Source organism: Gramella sp. MT6 (genome assembly GCF_019357415.1).
Classification (GTDB): Bacteria; Bacteroidota; Bacteroidia; order Flavobacteriales; family Flavobacteriaceae; genus Christiangramia.
This window is the reverse complement of the sequence record NZ_CP048410.1, coordinates 2468158-2488890: the sequence shown is the minus strand read 5'-3', so window position 1 is coordinate 2488890 and position 20733 is coordinate 2468158. Positions and strand designations below refer to the sequence as shown.

General features: G+C 30.0%; 20 protein-coding genes. 1 reads left to right on the top strand and 19 read right to left on the bottom strand.

Features of this window, described 5'->3' with window-relative positions:
- Positions 1-7: 7 nt before the first annotated feature.
- The gene (locus G3I01_RS11170) at positions 8-940 is read left to right on the top strand and encodes a glycosyltransferase (RefSeq protein WP_219547881.1); all 933 of its coding nucleotides are present in this window, start codon (positions 8-10) and stop codon (positions 938-940) included.
- Here G3I01_RS11170 and G3I01_RS11165 read toward each other — a convergent pair.
- The 19 genes from G3I01_RS11165 to G3I01_RS11075 all read right to left on the bottom strand — a co-directional run bounded on the left by G3I01_RS11165 (position 925) and on the right by G3I01_RS11075 (position 20732).
- Positions 925-1905: a polysaccharide deacetylase family protein gene (locus G3I01_RS11165; RefSeq protein WP_219547879.1), complete on the bottom strand. Its 981-nt coding sequence runs from the start codon at positions 1903-1905 to the stop codon at positions 925-927. The two genes, G3I01_RS11170 and G3I01_RS11165, sit on opposite strands and share 16 nt — an antisense overlap.
- A 53-nt stretch (positions 1906-1958) precedes the next feature.
- The gene (locus tag G3I01_RS11160; protein ID WP_219547877.1) at positions 1959-3161 is read right to left on the bottom strand and encodes a hypothetical protein; all 1203 of its coding nucleotides are present in this window, start codon (positions 3159-3161) and stop codon (positions 1959-1961) included.
- Positions 3162-3170: 9 nt separating this feature from the next.
- Positions 3171-4118 carry a GNAT family N-acetyltransferase gene (locus tag G3I01_RS11155; RefSeq protein ID WP_219547875.1) on the bottom strand — a complete coding sequence of 316 codons (948 nt, stop codon included), beginning with the start codon at positions 4116-4118 and terminating at the stop codon, positions 3171-3173.
- A gap of 11 nt (positions 4119-4129) precedes the next feature.
- Positions 4130-5239 carry a glycosyltransferase gene (locus G3I01_RS11150; RefSeq protein WP_219547873.1) on the bottom strand — a complete coding sequence of 370 codons (1110 nt, stop codon included), beginning with the start codon at positions 5237-5239 and terminating at the stop codon, positions 4130-4132.
- 104 nt (positions 5240-5343) lie between these two features.
- On the bottom strand, positions 5344-6435 hold the full coding sequence (locus G3I01_RS11145; RefSeq protein WP_219547871.1) for a glycosyltransferase family 4 protein: 1092 nt from the start codon (positions 6433-6435) through the stop codon (positions 5344-5346).
- Positions 6432-7565: a glycosyltransferase gene (locus tag G3I01_RS11140; protein WP_219547869.1), complete on the bottom strand. Its 1134-nt coding sequence runs from the start codon at positions 7563-7565 to the stop codon at positions 6432-6434. Before G3I01_RS11140 ends, G3I01_RS11145 begins: the two co-directional genes overlap by 4 nt.
- A gap of 22 nt (positions 7566-7587) precedes the next feature.
- Complete coding sequence (locus tag G3I01_RS11135) at positions 7588-8727, bottom strand: glycosyltransferase family 4 protein (protein WP_219547867.1); 1140 nt, start codon at positions 8725-8727, stop codon at positions 7588-7590.
- A gap of 4 nt (positions 8728-8731) precedes the next feature.
- Positions 8732-9463 carry a glycosyltransferase family 29 protein gene (locus G3I01_RS11130; protein ID WP_219547865.1) on the bottom strand — a complete coding sequence of 244 codons (732 nt, stop codon included), beginning with the start codon at positions 9461-9463 and terminating at the stop codon, positions 8732-8734.
- Positions 9450-10085 (bottom strand): HAD-IA family hydrolase, encoded by a 636-nt coding sequence (locus G3I01_RS11125; RefSeq protein ID WP_219547863.1) that lies wholly within the window; start codon positions 10083-10085, stop codon positions 9450-9452. The genes G3I01_RS11130 and G3I01_RS11125 overlap by 14 nt, the downstream gene beginning before the upstream one ends.
- Positions 10069-10752, bottom strand: a complete 684-nt coding sequence (locus G3I01_RS11120; RefSeq protein ID WP_219547861.1) for a hypothetical protein — start codon at positions 10750-10752, stop codon at positions 10069-10071. Before G3I01_RS11120 ends, G3I01_RS11125 begins: the two co-directional genes overlap by 17 nt.
- Before the next feature lie 4 nt (positions 10753-10756).
- Positions 10757-12301: an aldolase catalytic domain-containing protein gene (locus G3I01_RS11115; RefSeq protein WP_219547859.1), complete on the bottom strand. Its 1545-nt coding sequence runs from the start codon at positions 12299-12301 to the stop codon at positions 10757-10759.
- Positions 12294-13325: a sulfotransferase domain-containing protein gene (locus G3I01_RS11110; protein ID WP_219547857.1), complete on the bottom strand. Its 1032-nt coding sequence runs from the start codon at positions 13323-13325 to the stop codon at positions 12294-12296. The genes G3I01_RS11115 and G3I01_RS11110 overlap by 8 nt, the downstream gene beginning before the upstream one ends.
- A gap of 151 nt (positions 13326-13476) precedes the next feature.
- Positions 13477-14583, bottom strand: coding sequence for a glycosyltransferase (locus tag G3I01_RS11105; RefSeq protein ID WP_219547855.1), 1107 nt, complete (start codon positions 14581-14583; stop codon positions 13477-13479).
- Between the two features lie 26 nt (positions 14584-14609).
- Positions 14610-15509 carry a polysaccharide pyruvyl transferase family protein gene (locus G3I01_RS11100; protein WP_219547853.1) on the bottom strand — a complete coding sequence of 300 codons (900 nt, stop codon included), beginning with the start codon at positions 15507-15509 and terminating at the stop codon, positions 14610-14612.
- Between the two features lie 25 nt (positions 15510-15534).
- Complete coding sequence (locus G3I01_RS11095; RefSeq protein ID WP_257710565.1) at positions 15535-17253, bottom strand: ABC transporter ATP-binding protein; 1719 nt, start codon at positions 17251-17253, stop codon at positions 15535-15537.
- Positions 17254-17389: 136 nt separating this feature from the next.
- The gene (locus G3I01_RS11090) at positions 17390-18361 is read right to left on the bottom strand and encodes a glycosyltransferase (RefSeq protein WP_219547851.1); all 972 of its coding nucleotides are present in this window, start codon (positions 18359-18361) and stop codon (positions 17390-17392) included.
- A gap of 2 nt (positions 18362-18363) precedes the next feature.
- Complete coding sequence (locus G3I01_RS11085; protein ID WP_219547849.1) at positions 18364-18981, bottom strand: acetyltransferase; 618 nt, start codon at positions 18979-18981, stop codon at positions 18364-18366.
- A complete protein-coding gene (locus G3I01_RS11080) occupies positions 18950-20053 on the bottom strand; it encodes a DegT/DnrJ/EryC1/StrS family aminotransferase (protein WP_219547847.1) in 1104 nt (367 codons plus the stop codon). The genes G3I01_RS11085 and G3I01_RS11080 overlap by 32 nt, the downstream gene beginning before the upstream one ends.
- Entirely contained in the window at positions 20046-20732 is a 687-nt protein-coding gene (locus tag G3I01_RS11075) for a sulfotransferase (protein WP_219547845.1), read from the bottom strand. The genes G3I01_RS11080 and G3I01_RS11075 overlap by 8 nt, the downstream gene beginning before the upstream one ends.
- Position 20733: the final 1 nt, after the last annotated feature.

The window sequence follows — 20733 nt, the reverse complement described above, 5'->3', positions numbered from 1 at the left end:
TCTCAAAATGGATTTTAATACTTTCAGAAAATTATTTGAAGTTGAGCCGGTTATAGAGAAGAAAAATAGTACCCCAAAAAAACCTATGGTATCAGTATGCATTCAGACTTACAATCAAGAAAACTATATATCACAGTGTATTGAAAGTATTTTATCCCAGGAAACCACATTCCAGTTCGAAATCCTATTGGCAGACGACGGTTCTGACGACGAAACTCCAAAAATATGCCTGTACTATGCTAATAAATACCCAAATAAAATAAGATATATAATCCATTCTAGAATTAATAATATAAAGGTCTTAGGTCAGAGCTCTGCTAATTTTATTTCAATTTTTAATTTTTTCTCTGCAAGGGGAAAATATATTGCAATTTGCGAGGGAGATGATTTCTGGGGAGATTCTCAAAAGCTGCAAAAACAGTATGAATTCATGGAGGAAAATCCAGGCTACTCATTGTGTTATCATTCTTTTATACCGGTAAACGATAAAGGCATTTACATAGACACCCAATTAGTCTCTCCTATAAAAAAAAGTATAAAAAGTAAAGATTTAATATTCCCCTGGGTACATCCCTCAACCTTAACTATTTTTTTTAGAAACATTCTCGATAAAATACCTATTGAAGCAACAAAAGTTTTAACCCTTGATGTTTTTTTATATTCTATATTGGGGAATTTTGGGCCAGGCAAATACTTAAAAGAAATATCCCCATCCTACTATAGATTGCAGGATAATGGACTTTGGGGGAAACGTGATTTAAGTTATAAGTTGTTAAATAAAATAAACACTTATAAAAATATTGGAGATTATTATAAGCGCATTGATAGTCTTGAATTCTCCAAAGTTTTTAGAAGTAGAATTTTAAAATTAAGATTATATCTTTTTTACTACAATCTTAAAAAATTTAGGTTCAAAAAAGCTTTTCAAAATTTGTTATAACTGCAAGTTTCATTTTTCAACTCCTTCATCGTCATAGAAGAAAAATTATATTTTGATCTAAGTTTTTTGTATACCTGAAGAAGATATGTTAGATCTCTAAGATTGCTATCTGGGTTATTTCCAAAGTTATGCGGATGCCACCATAAATGATATATTTGACCATTTATAGCGGCGTATTCCATCTCATTCGCAATTCGCTTCAATCTCAGATAATTGAAAGCTCGGTTATGAGAAAAAGGTCTTAGTAGCCGACTAGCCGATTGAATACTAATATTTTGAATACGACTTATTTCAGATAAAAGATAGGATTTATTGTTTTTACCGATGTAGGCATCACCTGTTCGGAAAATTTTTTGAGCAAGAGTATCTTTCTGGGTATCCTCCCAATACCATTTATTTGGATTGGAGCGTACACTTGTAATTCCCAAATCACTACAAGTCTCAAGATATCCTTTATTTAATTGATTACGTGGGAAAACTAAAGAATGTAAATCCTGACCTACTTTCTCTGCTAATGAAACTGACATTTTCAAATCTTCTCGGAAGCTTTTTAAATCTTGTCCCTTTTCCCTACAATAAAAATGAGAATAGGTATGTGTAGCTAATTCCTGATTTTTGGTGCTAATTATTTTCTTAATCAAATCTGGAGCAAAACATGCAAACTCTGTGCTTTTAGACTGTATAGATTTACCAAAATTATACGCAGATAAATTTCTATTTTGATAATTTGGTATGTTTGAAGGAATATTAGAATTCCATTCTTCCCAATTATGATTAAATAGCATTCCTACTGTAGCCCAAGTAGCATGAATCTCAAATTTTTCAAAAATTTGTAAAATCTGGGGAATGGCATTTCTTGTTTTGATAAAATATAATTGATTCTCTTCAAAACTCAATTTGTCAAAAACTCCCCATAGTAATTCAAAATCTAATGAAATCACTAAAGAACCTGACCGATCTAACATATTAATTGTATATAAATAATTATTAAAAAATATCAAGATAATCTTTAACTAGATCAAATAGTGGATGGAATTTTCATCTGTTTTCTCTGCCTCCGAATTGCAATTATTTTATCATATTTTTCTTGAGCAAGGAAATAATAAATAGTAAAAAAAAGGAAATACATCACCATTGATTTTTGTCTCATAATAATTCCAAGATTGGACATAACGAAGGTCATAGCAAAGGAGGTTAAAAAAAAGACAGTAAGACTCATTTTAACCGAAACAGGAGCTTTTTTTAAAAATTTAAAAAATCTCTTATTCAAAATTTTAAAAAATAAAAGCAAATAAACTAAGTTTTCAGCAGAAACTATCAAGCCTAATACTCCAGGTGCATCAAAAAATAGAGGTCTAAACCAAAAAGTAAATAATTTTATTGGCAAAGGATAGGAAGACATACTTACAGCAGAATCTGCAAATTCACTTAAATCAGCAGACCGTTTATTTGAAAAGTCTTGAAAATCTCCGATAACATCTGTGGAATTATCTAAACCAGCCACTCCAAGAATATCATCCTGAACTAAATATAATCCACCTATCATTCCTGTATAAATTAAAACTTTCTTCCAAAAGCTAATTTTCTCCTTACCACTCATGAAACCTAAAACAGTACCTGCAGCTACAAATAAAAACACATGTGGCCTTATGAAGTAAATAAAAATGATTCCTATAATAAGTGTTAAAATTCTTGATTGCGGCTGCTTAATTGAATAAGCAAACATCATTAATCCCATAAAAATTGGAGCACCTTTTCCCAAGGAAGAGGTCCAAAAATGCATGTTTGGTAAGAATAAAGTTAATATTAACAAGTCAATTTGTTTAAACACTTTTACCTTGACTGGAATATTCTCTCTAAAAAACAAATAGGAAAAAAGAAATCCTAAGTATCCCATCCAAGAGTATAGGACCATCATCATTTCATAATTGAAATTTAGATATTTGACAAAAGGAAAAGATAAGAAATCAATGAAAGTTGTTCCTGGCATAAAAAAATCAAACCATAAATTATTACTTTCTAAAGGACTATTATAATAACTCCAAGAATCAGAAGGGTTATTTAATGCGTAGACATAGTAAACAACAAAAAAAACTAGATGATAGAAATACAAAGAGTTCATTAGCTTTTTGGAAAACCAATTGTGCCTTTTTGAATACAAACCAAAAAGAGTCTGATTTATTAGAAAAAGACATATGATTAATAATAAAGCTCCTATCATTCTATACTTTTAAAATAATTCAAGATCCCCTAAACTATAACGCCAATTGTCTAAATTTTTAAGTTGTATGAAGTCGAACGTTATTTTTTTGCTTTCCTGGATACATCTCAGAGTAAATGATGGTCCATAATTACCAGTTAGTTTTGTCAGTAATTTAATATCGGTAGGGTATGAGAAACTTATAAAATGAACATTATGTTCTCTTGCCCAATTTAGAATAATACTTTTAATTAACTTTTTATTAACTTTCCCAATTATTAATTCCGATATTCTTAATTCTTTAAAGTTTGAGTGGTGCTTTACATAACCAGCTATAAAATATTCATCACAAGCATCAATTCTGTATTTTTGCAAAGGACATTTTAGATATCTCCATTCTAAATATGTTTTAGATTTTGGAGTGAATAATTTATTACTAATCCCTAAATCTGAATTGTATTTATGGAATAACTTTGCGCTTCCCGCTTCAGTCCAGCTTATTTTCTGAGTATACTTATGTGAATTTGATTTAAAAATAGAGGAAAAAACAGGTAATAAGCTTACCTTGAGTCTACCTACTTCTACCCAACCCATTCTTAGATATCCTGGTTTACTTTGAGAGTTAGGTGTATTAAAAATAAAATCCCCCCCTTCATTTTCTGCATATTTTAAAGCTGTTAAAGTTAATCGCTTAAATACTCCTTTGCCTTGAAATTCTGGATGAGTCGCAGTATCTACCGCTCTATAAGCCTTAAATGTTTCATTATTCTTTTTCCATTCCCATCTCATAAATGCTCTTACACCTACTATTTTTCCTTCAAATTCTGCAATAAGAACTAACGACTTTCCAAAAGGATTTTCTAAATGTTTATAGCTCCAAACCTCTATAGTTTTATTTGATGATTGTTCACCTAAACTAGCCTTTAGAACATTTAAAATTCCAGAAATATCATTTTTATTCGCTTCTCTAATTGTCATTCAAACTATTATTATACTGAAAAAGTTTCATAATTCCTTTCTAATTCCTCTACCATCTTGACCATACTAAATTCCTTTTTTACCCGTTCCCTAGCATTAATGCTTAAATTTTTAAGTAATTCTGGATCATTGATCAATTTATTACTCAAATGTTCTAAATCCTTCCATTGATCTACATCACAAAGCAATCCATCCTTACCATTTCGAATAACTTCTTTAATTCCACCAGCATTTGTAGAAACAATTGCACATTCCATACTCATTGCTTCTAATAGAGCTATGGGCAAACCTTCAAATGAAGAGCTCATCATAAAAACATCCATTGCTTCAAGATATGGTTTAACATTAGTTTGTAAACCAGGAAAATATACAGAATTACCTAGATTAAGTTTTTCTACCTCAGCTTGTATTTCAGATTCTAAAGGTCCTGCACCTACTATAATCCCATATACTTTATGGCTATTTGATTCTTTTATATTTTTAAATATGCGCAACCATTGAACTAGTCGCTTCTGAAAACGAAAAACCGCTACATTCCCAAAAACTAATGCGTCTCGTGGAATATCAAATTGTTTTCTTATTGAGTCATTTTCACTCCGGATAAAACTCTCTGTATTTACGCCATTTAATATTGTTTTAACGGGAATTTTAGGATTAATATTGGATTTTATAGAATTTGAGACATCTTCCGAAACTCCTATTGCAAGTGACTGACTATTAAAAGAAAATTTATTAATTGCTTTCGTAATGAAGTGATACCTCTCCTGCATATTATGTTCTGAATATAAAACTGGAATACCTGTTTTTCTATAAATAAGCCTACCTAAAAATCCAGCCCACGGCAAATGGCAATGGATTAAATCAATCTTCTCATTTTTACAGTATTCAATTACTTCAGGATATTTACCTATTAACTCTATATTATTCTTTGCAGAAATGCAGCTTACTTTACCACCAATCTTTTGAATATACTCTACCATCTGATCTTTCCAGGGTAAAAAGTAGATATAGTGAAAATCAAACTTATTATGGTCGTGTAATTTCAGGGTTTCGGGGAGTAACATTTCAGCACCTCCTCTACCTAAAGATTTAATTATGTGTAAAACTTTTATTTTTGGCATTTCATTTATCTTATGGAGTAAATTAGTTTGTAAAGAAGTTAAGTTCAGGCGATACGATTTAATATTTAATACAAATCATGAACCAACAATGCGACTTAAAAAAATTAGTCGGCTACTTTTTTATAAGCCTCCATGAATCGCCTAGCTATAATGGAATTCAAAAATCTTTGCATTACCATTTCTTTAGCTGCTTCTACCCTCTCATCAACATAAGGAGATTTCTTAATAATATCAGCAACTGCATTTACGAATTTATCTTCATCACCTACTGAAATTGGCCAACCTGTTTGTCCTTCTATAAGAACTTCACCAATGCCTCCTACATTATTTGCTACGACAGGGGTTTTACAATACATGGCTTCTAAAATTACTGCTGGTAAGCCCTCAATAAAACTAGGCATCAAATATGCAGTTGAATGAGCTAAAATATCGAAGACATCATTTCTATAGTTTAAGAAATGAATATTTGATTCTATGTTCAGATCATAAACTAAAGATTTTGATTCCTCTTGTAATTTTCCCTTGCCTATTAAAAGTAATTGAGAATCAGGGAAATTATTTACAATTCGTTTAAAAATCTTAACTAATCCTTTATGATTCTTTTCTGGAACAAAACTACCTATATGACAAAAAACGGGACCTTTCTTAAAAATTTTTTCTAAATCCGTGGGAATACCCGAAGGCAATACTTCCTCAACTCCAATTTCTATAGTTTGAATTTCATCATGTGGAAAAAAAAAGGTTTCCCTGAAATTATTTTCACATTCTTTGCTTACCGATATTACTGAATTAATTTTTTGGAGGTAAAAATTGTTTAATTTAAGTTTTAAAGAAGAATTAATAAAATCACCCATCTTATTAGCATTCCTAAAAATAATAGGAACAGACCATTTAAAAATTCGTTTAGAGCTAGATGCAAACTTTAGAGTGTCCGCAGCATTAGCCTGAATAATATCCGGCTTAAACTCCTTAATAATTTTATGAAACTCCTTCCATCCCTTAAAATCAAAAAATCTATATCCCTGTTTGAGGTTTAATTCTATAATTTTTCCAGAAAAAGGTAGTTTGCTATCTCCACGAAAAATGGTTACAACAATAACCTCATTTCCCAATTCTTCTAAATGAGAAGAAAGCTGGCACGCAAAGATTTCAGCTCCCCTTAATTGAGGTCTTTGTATTAACTGGATTATTTTCAATTTTTTATATTTAAATTTTTATAGAAATTTTCGTACTTAGAGCTAACATTCTGAATATCGAATTTTACTTTTGCATATTTATAAGCAATCTCTTGATTTAGATCATCATCAGGTTTTTCAAGAACTGACTTCATTAAATAAGCTAGTTTCTGAATATCACCAGGATTAAATTTTAATCCGGCCTCATTGGGCATGCATTCCCTATTTTCTGGAATATCCGAATAAATTATAGGCTTTTTAGCAAATATCGCTTCAATTAGTGCCCCTGGTAAACCTTCATAATAAGAAGGAAAAACAAAATAATCAGAAACTTTCAGTATCTTATTAATGTCATCTCTATAACCAAGAAGGAAAACCCTTCCTTTTAACCCTAATTTCTTAATTTCGGTTTCAAGAATAGATCTCTGAAGTCCCTCTCCAGCAATAAGTAATTTAGCGTAATCTACTTTAAGATTACTAAAGGCTTTAATTAAATCAAGGTGTCCTTTACCTTGCTGAAGTCTGCTAACATTGATAAAGACCTTATCCTTATTATTAATACCTAAACTATGCCTAATATTTTTAATATTCAATTCAGAATTAAATTCTATCATTGGAGACCGTCCTCTATAAATTACTTTAATTTTACTATCTGATATCCTGAGTGCCTTAGAATTAGTTTCTTTAATTGCATAGGAATTACAAATGAATTTATCCACATGATGTGAGGTAATAAAATCATAAAACTGAATAGATATTAATTTAGCCTTTGCAACAATACTAAGATTATTGAATCTTTGTTTACTATATGAATTACTTACAAAGCTGCCGATTAAAATAATTTCAGGTAATTTTTTTTTTAGTTTTCTAGCAATTATCTCTGATCTAAACAGAGTAGCATGAATAATGTCAGGTTTTTCTGCTTGATATATTTCTTCAATTTTTGGGAGAACTTTCGAAAAGGAATATTTACTCGAAAAATTTAGTGAGTAAACTTTAATGCCATTTGATTCCAAGTATGGTTTTAATGTGGCTCCTTTATAAATGTGAACAAATATTGGTGTAATATTTTTAAAATTACACGTTATATGAGCTAAACTCTTTTCAGCTCCATAACCTTCTAATGTATCAATTAAATAAAGGACTTTCATTATAAATTATTGCTGTGAAAATTTAATTTCTATTTTCAATTTTATCTAACATTACATTTATAATCCTTTGTGCATTATGTTTCCATCTATAATTAGCTTTAACCTTATTTTTGCAATTCTTCCCGATTTCTTCCCTCAACATCGGGTTATCCAAGAGATATAACATTTTGTTCGCTAAATCATTCTTTTCACCATTTGTAAAAACTAAGTCATTACCATCAAAAATCTCGCGAACGGCAGGAGTGTCAGGACCAATAACTGGCAACCCTGATGCCATATATTCAAATAATTTCAGAGGACTCATATATGGTTGAGCACTATGATGAATAGCAATATCAAATTTTTGAAGAAAAAACACAATTTCATCATGTTTCACCCAACCTTGAAATATTACATTATTTACTAGTTGTGTTTTGTTAACATAGGCTTTAAGGTCCATCATCATTGGCCCATCTCCTATAATCAACAATTTGGTATTTGTCTTTTCTGATTGAACTTGTTTAAAAGCATCAATTAAAACCTTCAAGTTTTTATGAAAGTCAAGAGTACCTATATAACCAAAAATTACCTCCTTATTCTTCTTTGGAGTCTTTTCTATATTAAAAAATTTATCATCGACTCCATTTGGTACGACATAATCTCTATTAAAATTAGGTTTACTGAGAATCTGTTTTCTTAAATAATTTGAGACAAAAAAATTTGCATCTGAAAAATTTAAACTACTCCTTTCTAATTTTTTGAAATATGATTTAAAAAGAATATTCTTAAAGTTTTCTTCGAAGGGTGATGCGTTCACTTCTGTAGTTATTAAAATATCAGGATATTTCTCTTTTATTTTCTCAATTATTAGGAAGTTAGAATCAAGCCTAATATGAATAATATTAATTTTATGTTTTTCAATTTCCTTCTCAATTTCCAAGTAACTTAATTTATTTCTTCTATAAAAAAAGAAAATTTGTAAGGCAGGTATTAGTTTTAAGGCTTTTCGAATTTTCGAATTTGAGCCTATATTTTTTTGGTTATTAGATTTTGGAAACCTAATCAATTTCTGAATCCGGTCATCCTTTTCAATTTCTTCACAGAAAGCCTCAGAATGTAATCGTCCACCATGAGAAGCTACCAATGCATTTGAATAATATAAAAGTTGAATATTATTTTCCATGTTATTAAGAATTTAAAATTTCATTCAACTTATTATCTATATTTAAAATTTTACAATTGTGATTTTGAATAGTGGATTTGAAAATTTGATACTCCAGATCAGCATCATGGATACCTTGACTTTTGAAGTGCATTTTATTTTTATCTAAATCTAATAAGTGATCTCTATATCCCTTAGCATACGGTGTTTTGAAAAAGGTGTAGCCTGTTATATATAATTCTTCACATTCTGATTTTAAGGCTGAATATAAAGCTACAAAACCTACAGTAGGTCTAAGTTTTTTTGGAAATTTATATAATAAATCTTTGTAAACTTTAGACTCCAAGTGATAAACTGAAATATTTTCCTGGTATTTTCTATAGAAATTAAAAGTTCTTCTATATGCTTTAAAAGATGAACGCGGATTGACCAAATATTCTATATTCATATTTTTTATAATATAAGGATCTAAAGGGCCCCCACCACTATCTCTATTTTCAAAAAAAGAGTGAAACCATATGTCAGTTTTACGACCAATATATTTTTCATTTTCCGGATTCCAACTTGAAGGTGTCTTGTTGATTCTAATTACATAATCAAAATCATCTATATAACTTCCGTATGCATTATCAAAAGCAGAATCTGCAGGACCAACTATGGCTACCCTCCTATTTTTAAATATTTTGTTGGGTTCAAATTTTTTAGAATTCCTTAGGGTGTAAACTAATCCTTTAATAGATTCATTAATCTTTTCCATCTGAAAAACTTTCTATATAACCGGCCTCGAGCCTCTTAAGATTTTTATTATTATAACCACGAAATTCAATTCCATTATATTCTGCTGCCTCATAATCATTTATTGAATCACCAATCAAAACAGTCTTGTCCTTTTGATAGTCATGCTTTCCCATCAGAATTGACACTAATTCCTTTTTTGGTGTTGGTGATCCGTTAATAGATAGAAAATAAGACTTTAGGTTTAATTTTTTACAAATAAAGCGAAGCTCTTTTTGGTCTGAACCCGAAACTATATGCATATTGAATTTTTCATGAAATCTCTTTACGAATTCAACAGTATCTGAAATTAATAGCTTTTCATTCAATAATTCATTTCTCATCACTTCAGAAAATTTCCCAGCGAAAAATTTAATTTGATTTTCAGATATATCTTCATTGCGGATATTTTCAAAAAAATATCTGAATTTAACAAATCTAGAAAGGCCTCCATTATTTAAATGAAAACGCATTAATTGTTCAACTTCTTTATTTGGGTAATTTTTTAATACAATTTCAAAACCTCTATTTCTTACAGGCATACTATCCATTAGTACGCCGTCAAAATCCCATAGTATGTTTTGATAATTACTTAAATCTTTCATATACGGCTTCAGCTATTTTGAAATCATCTTCCCAGTCAATATCCATTGAATTCAATTTATTCATTTCGTACAAAAATGGTTTTTTCCCTACTCTATCAAAATTATTTTCATAAATATATCTAGGTGTTATAAAAATTGCACTATTAATCTCGTAGAGCTTAGTAAGATCCTGAGTTCTGGGCCATCTCAAATCTCCTTCTCTATTGACCAAATCATTCTCCTTAGGGCTCCATAAAAAATTTTGAAAAGGAATTACAGACATTAAGGAATCATAGCCATTTTCCAAAGCCTGTTTGTATTCTTCAATACTTTCGGCATAAATTTCCTTCTCGACCATTGGAGAAGTTACATGTGTCCATAATATATGTTCGCAATTTGTAATTTTAGGTACATATTTAATTAGATCTATTAATTTAGTAGAACTTCCTGCTAAATGATCAGGCCTGGGCTTAATTACCAGATTTTTAAATTCAGATTCAAAAGATTTGGCTATAGTAATTGATTCCTCATCGTTTGTAGACAAAATAACTTCGTCAACATCCAAACCATTTAATTGTTTCAATTTTAACTCCAGTAAACCGCCTTTAAATTCAGCAAATTTTCTGGTATTTTTATTTTTAACACGCTCACTTCCTTTTCGTGTTGGTAGAAATACCGCTATAGACATATAGTTATATTAAGGAGAAGACTGATTTCGATTCTAAACTTTCGTATAAAGTTGGTGTTATTGAGCTTACAGAAAGGTTGGAGTTCTTTTTTAAACTTTCAATAATATATTCATTCTCATTGAACAATTCTAATTCCTGAGGCTTAATATCTTCATTATAACCATCATAACCTGCAAAATAGAAATTCTCTACTCCCAAATGTAATGCTGTTTCAATAGCTAATGATGTTACTGACTCGTAATATTTATCAGTAAAACTTATATCTTTTAATTGAAATGCAACAGGTTCCAAACTTTTAGGAATATAAGTACCCATAGTTCTGGGGTAGGGAGGTAATATAACCAATTTGTCTTTGATGTTTATATTTTCATAGCTTTCCTCTAATCTATGACCCTCATTTCCTGCCAGACAATGAATTTGCAGATTCTTTACATCCTTATACTCCTGGGCATTTTTTGAACTTACATGGATTACGCATAATTCTTCGTGATTCTTTATAAACTCTTTAATAGCCTTCGAATGCATTTTACCGGTAGGACCTCCCCCAATGATTAATGCTGATTTATATTTCTTGTTCTCATTAAGATTTTTTAAATCAATATTATCTTTTAATCCTTTGGATTGATTAGATAAAGCACGAATAATACTATTTAAGGAATAAAATCTTTTTGTAACCCATGACATCACTTCCTTCTGTGGCAGCGAATTTGCTCCAGATACCATATATGGTAAATTAGTACCCCATTCATAATCTTTTTGCATTTCGGCGAATGGACCAACAACTCTGCTCAAGGAATTAAAGTCTAGTTCTAAACCCTCTTTAGCATTTAATGCTGTTAATAAAAGTTCAGTTTGAAGATTTCCTGCCCCTCTGCCCATTCCAGTTACTGTTGCGTCCACAATATTAGCACCGCAATTAATTGCTGTCAGAGTATTTATCAAAGCTAATTGAAGGTTGTTATGACCATGAAAACCAATTTCAGTGTTAGTTTGATTTCTTACAATATCAAAAGTTCTCCTTACATCATCTGGGTAAACTCCTCCAAAAGAATCAACCATATAGAAATAATCTGCAATACCATCTACTTCTTTTATCTGACTCAAGAAATCTTTTTCTGATTCCCAAGCAGACATATACATAACATTAAATCCAACTTCAAATCCTAATTTTTTTACGGCTTCTGCTAGAGATAATGCTCTTTTAAAATTTTTTGGATCTATTGCAATTCTTACCAAGGTGATAAACCCAATGCAGGGACCTAATAAATCAGGAACATGTTCTGCTCTTACATCCTTTTCATTCAGTATTATTACTAACTTTTTATCACTTAAAGCTTTGGATTCTTCCAGTACATATTGAGGACAATAAAAATATTCACCTAAATAATTTTTCATAGGATTAGATCTGTAACCCAATTCTAAATAATCAACCGGAAGGTTGTTAAAAGCGCTAAAATAGGTTTTTACTAAATTCTTATCAAAATCCCAATTTGTATAATATCCTCCATCTCTTAATGTGCAATCTAATATTTTAAAAGTCTTATCCATTTGTATAATCTAAAAATTCATTATAAGCTTGTGCTAATGATTTATTGCTTTCGTAAAAGGTTCCATTGATCAAACTACGTTGCGATTGAGTCATATTAATTATCTTATACTTTTGAAACCAAAAACCATTGTTTAATATATATTCTTCAACTGTACTTTCTCTAGTCAAACCTGACTTAATAAATAACCTTACAGTAAATAAATTTAATTTTTTTAGTACTCTTGGCAGTTTATAGCCCAAGTTCGCTATCTTTTTATTAAAGCCAATTTCGCGTTTATTTTCCGCTTTAAAGTTTATTTCCGATGACAGTTCGCTAACTGTACTATCTGATGGTAAAAATCCCAATAGCCTTTCGTAAAACTGCAAAGGATCTTTTTTCATTTGTTCATATTTTAAGACTAACAATCTATCATTTTCGAAAAAAAACTTAATCTTATCTATTAATCGATCATATTGTAAATTTGACATTCCATAATCATAAAATTTTGAGTTCAGAATTGCTGAAAGATATTTTGAAAAAGTATTAATATCTGCAATATTCCTATAAACATTATATCGCTCACTATACACAGAATGAATTAAATCGGCCTGGTTTCTGAGAGTCAAAATTAATTTCAAATCAAAATCGCAAAATTCGACGAAAATTTTTAGCCTCCTAAACAATCTATCGATGGAGGCACTATATTTTCCATGCCATCGGACATTAAAAGGATCAATTGTTCTAAAAATAAGAGCCTCATCTGATAAAAGAATAGGTAGTTTCTCTGATTTAGAATAATTAAAATGTGCTTTATTAATATTTAACAAAACACCCTTCATTGACGATAATCTATCCAAAAATGCATCTTCGGGAATAAATAATAAAAAAGTCACAAAATCTTTTAATCCTTTAGCTTCTTGAGAATAGAAATTATCCCGCCTACCAATAAAATTAATGCCGGCCATTTTAGGAAATATATTTTTCTGCAGGTAGCTTGTACCTGTTTTAGGAAATCCCAAATGAATTATTAATTTTCTTCCCATAAAAATTAAACTTACAATGAAATTCAGAGTACTAACTTAAATTTCCAATACTAATTTCAAAATTATCTGATAATTAAACCATTTACTATCAATTTGCATTCCTCGACAACGGAAGAGTTATCGAATATCCTAAGCTATCTATTTATACAAATTATAATATTTCACCAATAAGATTTTCCCATTCATTTCCTATTGAGGAGATTTTAAATTTATTAACGCTTTCCTTAGCTATTAAAGACTTTTTTTGAATCGTTTTTTTATTTTTAGACAAAAAATCCAGTTTATTAACTAAAGAAGAAATATTGTCTACCTCCGTTAAATAACCATTTAAACCATCTTGTATTAACTCCCCAGGACCTGAGGGACAGTCAGTGGCCACTACCATTTTTCCTAAAGCTAATGCTTCAAGAATTACTACACAGAAACTTTCATAATTAGATGTATTTATAAAAAACTCAGACTGCTTGATATATGGATAAGGATTGCTTTTAAAACCAAGTAAAAATATTTTGTCTTCAAGACCCAATTTTTTTATGAGTTCCAATAACTCTGATTTTTGAGGTCCATCCCCAATAATGGCTAAATTGAAGTGCTCTTTAAGGTCACTTGTAGCGTAGCTCCTAATTAACAATGTGAAATTTTTTTGATTGCTTAATCTACCCATCGCAGAAATAAAAGGCTTTTTATACAAGTAAGATTCCTTTATTTCCGATTTAGAGAGTTCCTCTACTCTATTAAAATCAATTGAATTATAAATTGTAATAAATTTATTGTCAAACTGGGGACGGGCCTTCTTCAACTCATTAACGGTACCTATAGAGGGCCCTACTACTCTCTTAACATTAGACCAATTACAAACAAAGTCTGCAATTCGGTGTCTCTTTTTACCTAAAGAATAGGGATTAACATCAAAGGTCCCTATAATATTTTTACAAAAAGTAAAACAAGAAAGAAAACTACTAAAATACGTTAAACCAATTACAACATCGGGATCATAGCTTTTTGCTAATTTCTTAATTTGAATGATATTATTTAAATGATGATAATACTTGCTAGATTCCTTTTTCTTATTTAGAACGTGAATGCGTTTGTTTTCAATATTGTGTGGAATTTGAAAAATTGGCTTTTGAATAGCATAATGAACAAAGAATCCCCTTTTTGATAATTCTTCCCCTATTACAATTGCCATTTTTTCCGCTCCTCCAATTTTAAAAGAACCTACGACTACTAAAATTTTTATGTTTTTATTTTTATCCATACTGGCTTACCAAAATCGAACGTAAACTAAAACTTATCCCTTTTTTGAACATACTGAACTAACACATTATAAAGTTCTTCCTTATCATATTTGAGATCTTTCAAACTACTTTTATTTTTTATTTCCTGAAAATCCATATTGTCAACCTTGTTTATCTGAATAGTTTCATGTTTATTTATTCCCACACCACTATAATAATCTTCAAACTTAAAATTTCCACCTACAAGTTTATTCGAATAATTGAATCTCAAAGATGGTTTTCCATATGCATCTGCTAAAATTAAACCATGTAATGAACTAGATATAACTATTTCGCATTCCTTTAATTGATCGATAATATTATATACCTTGTCACCAGGGACCATTGGACTTATTACTTTTATATCTTTATTTTCTTTTAGCTTTGAATTCTTCTCAAAATCTTTTAATTCCGAATAATGTGGAATTATTCCAACTTTGTATTTTAATTCGCGATCAGGATTGTAAAAAGAAGGAAATAATAAGGCTGGATCTCCAAAAACATTATTGTGAGTCACTCCAAAATTCTCGAAAATTTTAGCAGAATTTTTTCCTCTTAGCGCTAGAATTTTTGAAGGTATTCCATGTATTTTTTTTGGAGGATAAATGAATCCCGAGCCCCAAATTATTGAATCTTGAAGACCTGGATGATGTAAAATACTCCCAACTCCATAAAGTTTTCTTCGGTTCTTTACATTATAAATACGTTTATAAGATACTGCCTGTTTACCAGTAATTTTCTCCACTAAAAAAGGATTAATATAATCCCCCCAGTTTTTACTAAAATCTGAATAATACAATAAAATGGGATCATTAAACAAATAATTCGTAAAATCTGAAGTAAACAAATTTTTTGTTTTGGTGATATGCTTATATAGCTCTGTTTTTATTTTGGATGTTTTCATCATGATCTTTTTCAAAGGTAATTATATACTAAAACTCTTGTAGATTAATCATATTCTGAAAATCAGGAGATTTTTCAAGAAGCTCTTGAAAAGTTCCAGATGCAGTAATATGACCATCTTTTAACAAAATTATTTGATCAGCATTTTTAATGGTACTTAACCTGTGAGCGATCATAACAATAGTGTATTTGCCATGCAAATCTTCGATGTTCTTTTGTATAACAGCTTCTGTTTCACCATCTAAAGCAGAAGTTGCTTCATCCATAAAGAGTAAATCAACTTCCTTATAGAGTTCACGTGCAATGGCTATCCTCTGCCTTTGCCCACCACTTAAATTTATTCCGTTGTTACCGATATATTCATTTTCTCTATTAGGTAATTCCATTATATAATCATATATAGATGCCTTCTTTACAGCAGATAGAAATTTTTCCATATTTTGAGGTGTAGGTTCATCCCAAAAGGTGATGTTATTAAAAATCGTGTCACTAAATGTTGGAGCTTCCTGGGAAATAAAACCAATTTTATCTCTTAACCCGTATAAATCTAAATCTTTATAATCTACACCATCAATACTTATTTCACCCTTTTGAGGTATTACTAAACCTGTAAGTATATTCATCAAAGTAGTTTTCCCTGAACCACTTTGACCTACTAAAGCAACAGTTTGATATTTAAAAATATCAGTATTTATGGAGTCGAGAATTTGTTTATCTCCATAAGTAAATGAAATATTTTTTAGAGAAATTTTATTCTTAAAACTATCAATCTTAATTTCTCCATTTTTCTCTTTACCACTTTTCAATTCTCTGACGAAATCATTCATATTCTCTAGCGAACCTGAAACAGATAAAAATCTGTTCCAATCTGCCTGCATTGCCATCAAAAAGGTTAGTGCTCTATATAATAGCAATAAACTTAAAATAACAGTACCAATATTAGCTCCCAAAAATTTAATTTGAATGATCATCGCTAGAACAACTACAAAAATAGTAAGAGGCTCTCTTGCTCCAAGAAGAATAGAACTTATATATCCAATTTTACGCTGAATTTTTTCTATCTTTTTTATACTATCTACTAATTTTTCTGAATATTTAATATTTAAGCCACTAGATTTTAAATATTTAAAGAAAGCGACATGTTGAATAAGTAAACCTTGAAAAACATGATTCTCAGTGGTGATTTCTCTAGAAAAAAGTTTTGATTTTTTATATAAATAGTTAAAAATAAAATTAGTAGTCCCCCCACCAATACTCACCATCAATGCAAAACTAAAATTGGATCCAAAAGCTAAAATCAAATATACAGACACCAAAATTACTTGTTGAAAAGACTTCATATAAGAAGAAAAGGCAATATTTAGTTTCTCTACCTCTCCGCTAAATGTATTTTGAATCCTTCCACTGTCTGAGGTTACGAAACTAGCGAAGGAATAAGTATTCAATAAATTAATATTTGCTACTCTCACTGTTCTCATGAAAAACTGCATGTAGATTACAGTAACATATGTTTGAAAATATTTAGCAACACCTTTAAAAGCAAAGAATATAAGAATTAAAATTAGTATGGTTATAATACTAAAGGATACCCCCCAATCTTGAAGAAGATCTGGTAAAAATTGTAACTTACCTAAGTCTTTTTCGGCCATACCCTTTTCATCAAACATTTGAAGTAAAGGGATAAACATAGCTAAGCCAAAACCATCCAACATCCCAACAGCAAGACTAAGAAAAAATACTATGAACATACGGTATCTTAGATATCCGAAGAAGTAAAAGAATGAGTTGAAGTTATTTCTAAAAATTTCCTTTACCTTCATCAATTCCATGTATTAAACTCAAATTTTTGAGTTTTCTATTGTTTTTACCTTCTCTCATTTTGAATTATCTCTTAATCAGTCTATATATTTTCTCAGCAAACCTTTCTATATTTTCATTTTTAAAAATCAAATAAAATTTTATAAAGTCTACATAAGTTATAGACCTATTATAAGTTAATTCCTTGAATAAATCATCTCTATATTCTTTAGAAGTTTTAAAAGATCTAAATGCCTTCATTTTTTCTTTTAAAATCAAAGAATTGATGAGGTTAGAATATTTAGGCCCCGTTATACTTTTAAAGTCTTCTAATTTCTTAATGTGATTATCTATCCAAGATTCATAATTTGCAGAGTTATTTTTAACATTTTTAATGACAGAAGTAGAAGAGTTTACCCTATAAACTGCCATATTTTGTTTTAGAAATATGGCTCCATTTAAAGACCCAATCACTTGCAATAAGTAATGACCCCCAGAATAATTACCTACATACTTTAAATAATGTTCCATTATAGTGGTCCTGAAAAATATACTTGCCATAGGAATTAAACCTCCACCACCGCTTATAACATCATGCAAACCAACTACCTCCATATTTTCGTATTTAGGGAACTGTTTTGTTTTTATTATTGGAGGCGTTTTTCCAGAATCCAGCAAATCACATTGATGAAATGAAAGATCGATACTAGGATTTTTTTCCATTACATCAAACTGTCTCTGAAGTTTATAATTATCCGTCCAGTAATCATCTCCTTCACAAACAGCTATGTAATTACCCTTGCAAGACATTAATGTTGAAATAAAATTTTTCATCACTCCTAAATTTTCGGCCCTTTTTAGAAGTCGAACGCGATTAGGATACTTTAAACTAAATTCTTTACAAATTTGTCCGGTTTTATCTGTTGAATTATCTTCGCCTATAACAATTTCAAACTTTCCATTAAAATTTTGGTTTATTGCTCCTTTTAAACATTCTTCTATATAATTTTCTTGATTGTAAGTAATTATACATATACTTACTAGCGGCTTAGAATCCATAATTAAGTTATTTTTTTAGCCGGTATACCAACATATGTTCCTTCATGTAAGATAGATTTTGTGACTACGGCTCCTGCCCCAATAGTTACATTATCACAAATTTCTATTTTTGGAAGAACTACCGAGTTTGCACCTAAGGAACAGAAAGCTCCTATTTTGCTCCTCCCTAAAACCCTACTCCCTGGTGAAACCTCTGTAAAATTGCCCACAATGCAATCATGATGAATGCTAGCAAAAGAATTAATTAGTGCTCCCTTACCAATTTTTGTACAATTATAAACAGCTGAAAAGGGCATCAGATTAACTCCTGAATCAATAACACTGGATTGTGCAACTAAAGCACGTTGAGAAATCACAGATTCCATGATTCCTCCTTGTTTAATTAACTTTTCAGCTAATAATGACCTTAATTGAGGTTTTCCAATTCCTAAACAAAAACTTTTATTTTCGGAAAAGATATTTTTTACCTCCAACAAATTCTTTAATATTCTACAATTAAATAAGGTTTTAGTATCATCTTTGTTTATATCATCGAAAAAATAAAGAGCTTCTGATAATTCACTTTCCTTAAATATTTCAAATATTTCTTTAGCGTGTCCCTTTGCTCCAATTATTATCATTATTAATAATTTTTTTTATTATCTCAAGTGATTCAACTTTTAAACCTGAATATAATGGTAGGCAAATTATGCGAGAGGCTATAGATTCAGAAATTTCTAAAGGATTATAATTAATATAAGATAAATTATTTAGTGAAGGATAGAAATAACGCCTTGGAAAAACATTTACTTCATTCATTGAAGTAATTAGACGTAATAAATTAGCCTCTGAATCAACTATTATCGGATAATAACTATAATTCCAATTCAACCCTGATCTTAATTTTATCTTTCTTATTTTACCAAAGTTCAAATTTTCATCATAAAAATCTACGATTGCTTTCCGCTCTTGGATTATATCATTCATGTATGGCAAAACGGTTAGTCCCATAGCTGCTTGCAACTCACTCATTTTAGCATTAATACCTAAACCGAAAAAATCTGTTGGTCCATTATGCCCGAAATTATGACTATAAAAAAGCTTGTGATTTAATTTACTATCATTTGTAAACATAGCTCCCCCTTCAGCTGTATGAAAAATTTTTGTTGCATGGAAACTACAGGTACTAACATCTCCGTATTGAAAAATACTTTTTCCATTATAATTTACACCAAAACAATGAGCTGCATCATAGATTACCTTTAAGTCATATTTATTTGCAATTCTTTCAATTTCTTCAATATTACAAGCGTTGCCAAAAACATGAGTTGCTAGAATGGCGGTTGTTTTTTCCGTAATTGCTTCTTCGATTTTTTCTTCATCTATCGTTAAATATTCAGGATCTATATCTACAAATATAGGTTTGCAGTTCTCCCAGACAATTGAAGATGTAGTGGCAACATAACTAAAAGGCGTAGTTATAACCTCACCCTTAAGGCCAAGAGCCTTTAGACTTATTTGTAGAGGTAATGTCCCATTGGTGGTTAAAATAATATTTTCAACACATAAATATTTAGTCAGCTTACTCTCAAGTTCACGTACTAACTCACCTCGGTTTGTCAACCATTCATTTTCCCATATTCTTGATAATTGATTTACATATTCATCCTGTGGAGGAAAAAATGTTTTTGTTACAGGGATTGTCTTATTCATCCGTTTTATTTTTCCAAGGAAAATTCACCTTGTCAGTTTGAACATTGAGAAATTTAGCTAATTTCTGGTATGAGTTTTTCTCCGATACATTTATAATTAAAAGCTTATCAGGCCGGTCGCTGAAATAGGAAATCACTTCTGCGTTATATGATATATACTGTTTTACCATCAATTCTTTATTGTAAATATCATTTTCTGAAGTATCGTAAGTTTCTCTATTTTCTTCCCACATCCAGCCTTTATAAACATACTCTGCATTCTGTAAATCAGTCTTAGTTGGAATATTTCCGCTACCAAATTTTTTAGTGTAGAACCTTATTGCAGAAGAGTACCACTGATCAGGATTATCCCTAATTGTTAAAATAAATTTAGCATCAGGAAATTCACTATCTAAAACTTTATATGTTTTTGGCAAACTAAAAGGAATATCTTGGAATGCCTGCGCAGTTTTACAATACTTTATGATTTCGTTAAAATCGTTATTTATATAAGACTTTAATAATTTTTCAGCATCTCTTTGGTATCCAACAACCAATCCAAACTCTAAGAAAGCCTGACGCAAAGAAGTAGTACCGGTTTTATTCTTGCCTATACAAAAAATTTTCTGTCGATTTTTTAGTAGATATTTATTTAAATATCTATGCCTGAAAATTTTAAAAAAAAAAGAAAGTTCATTCATA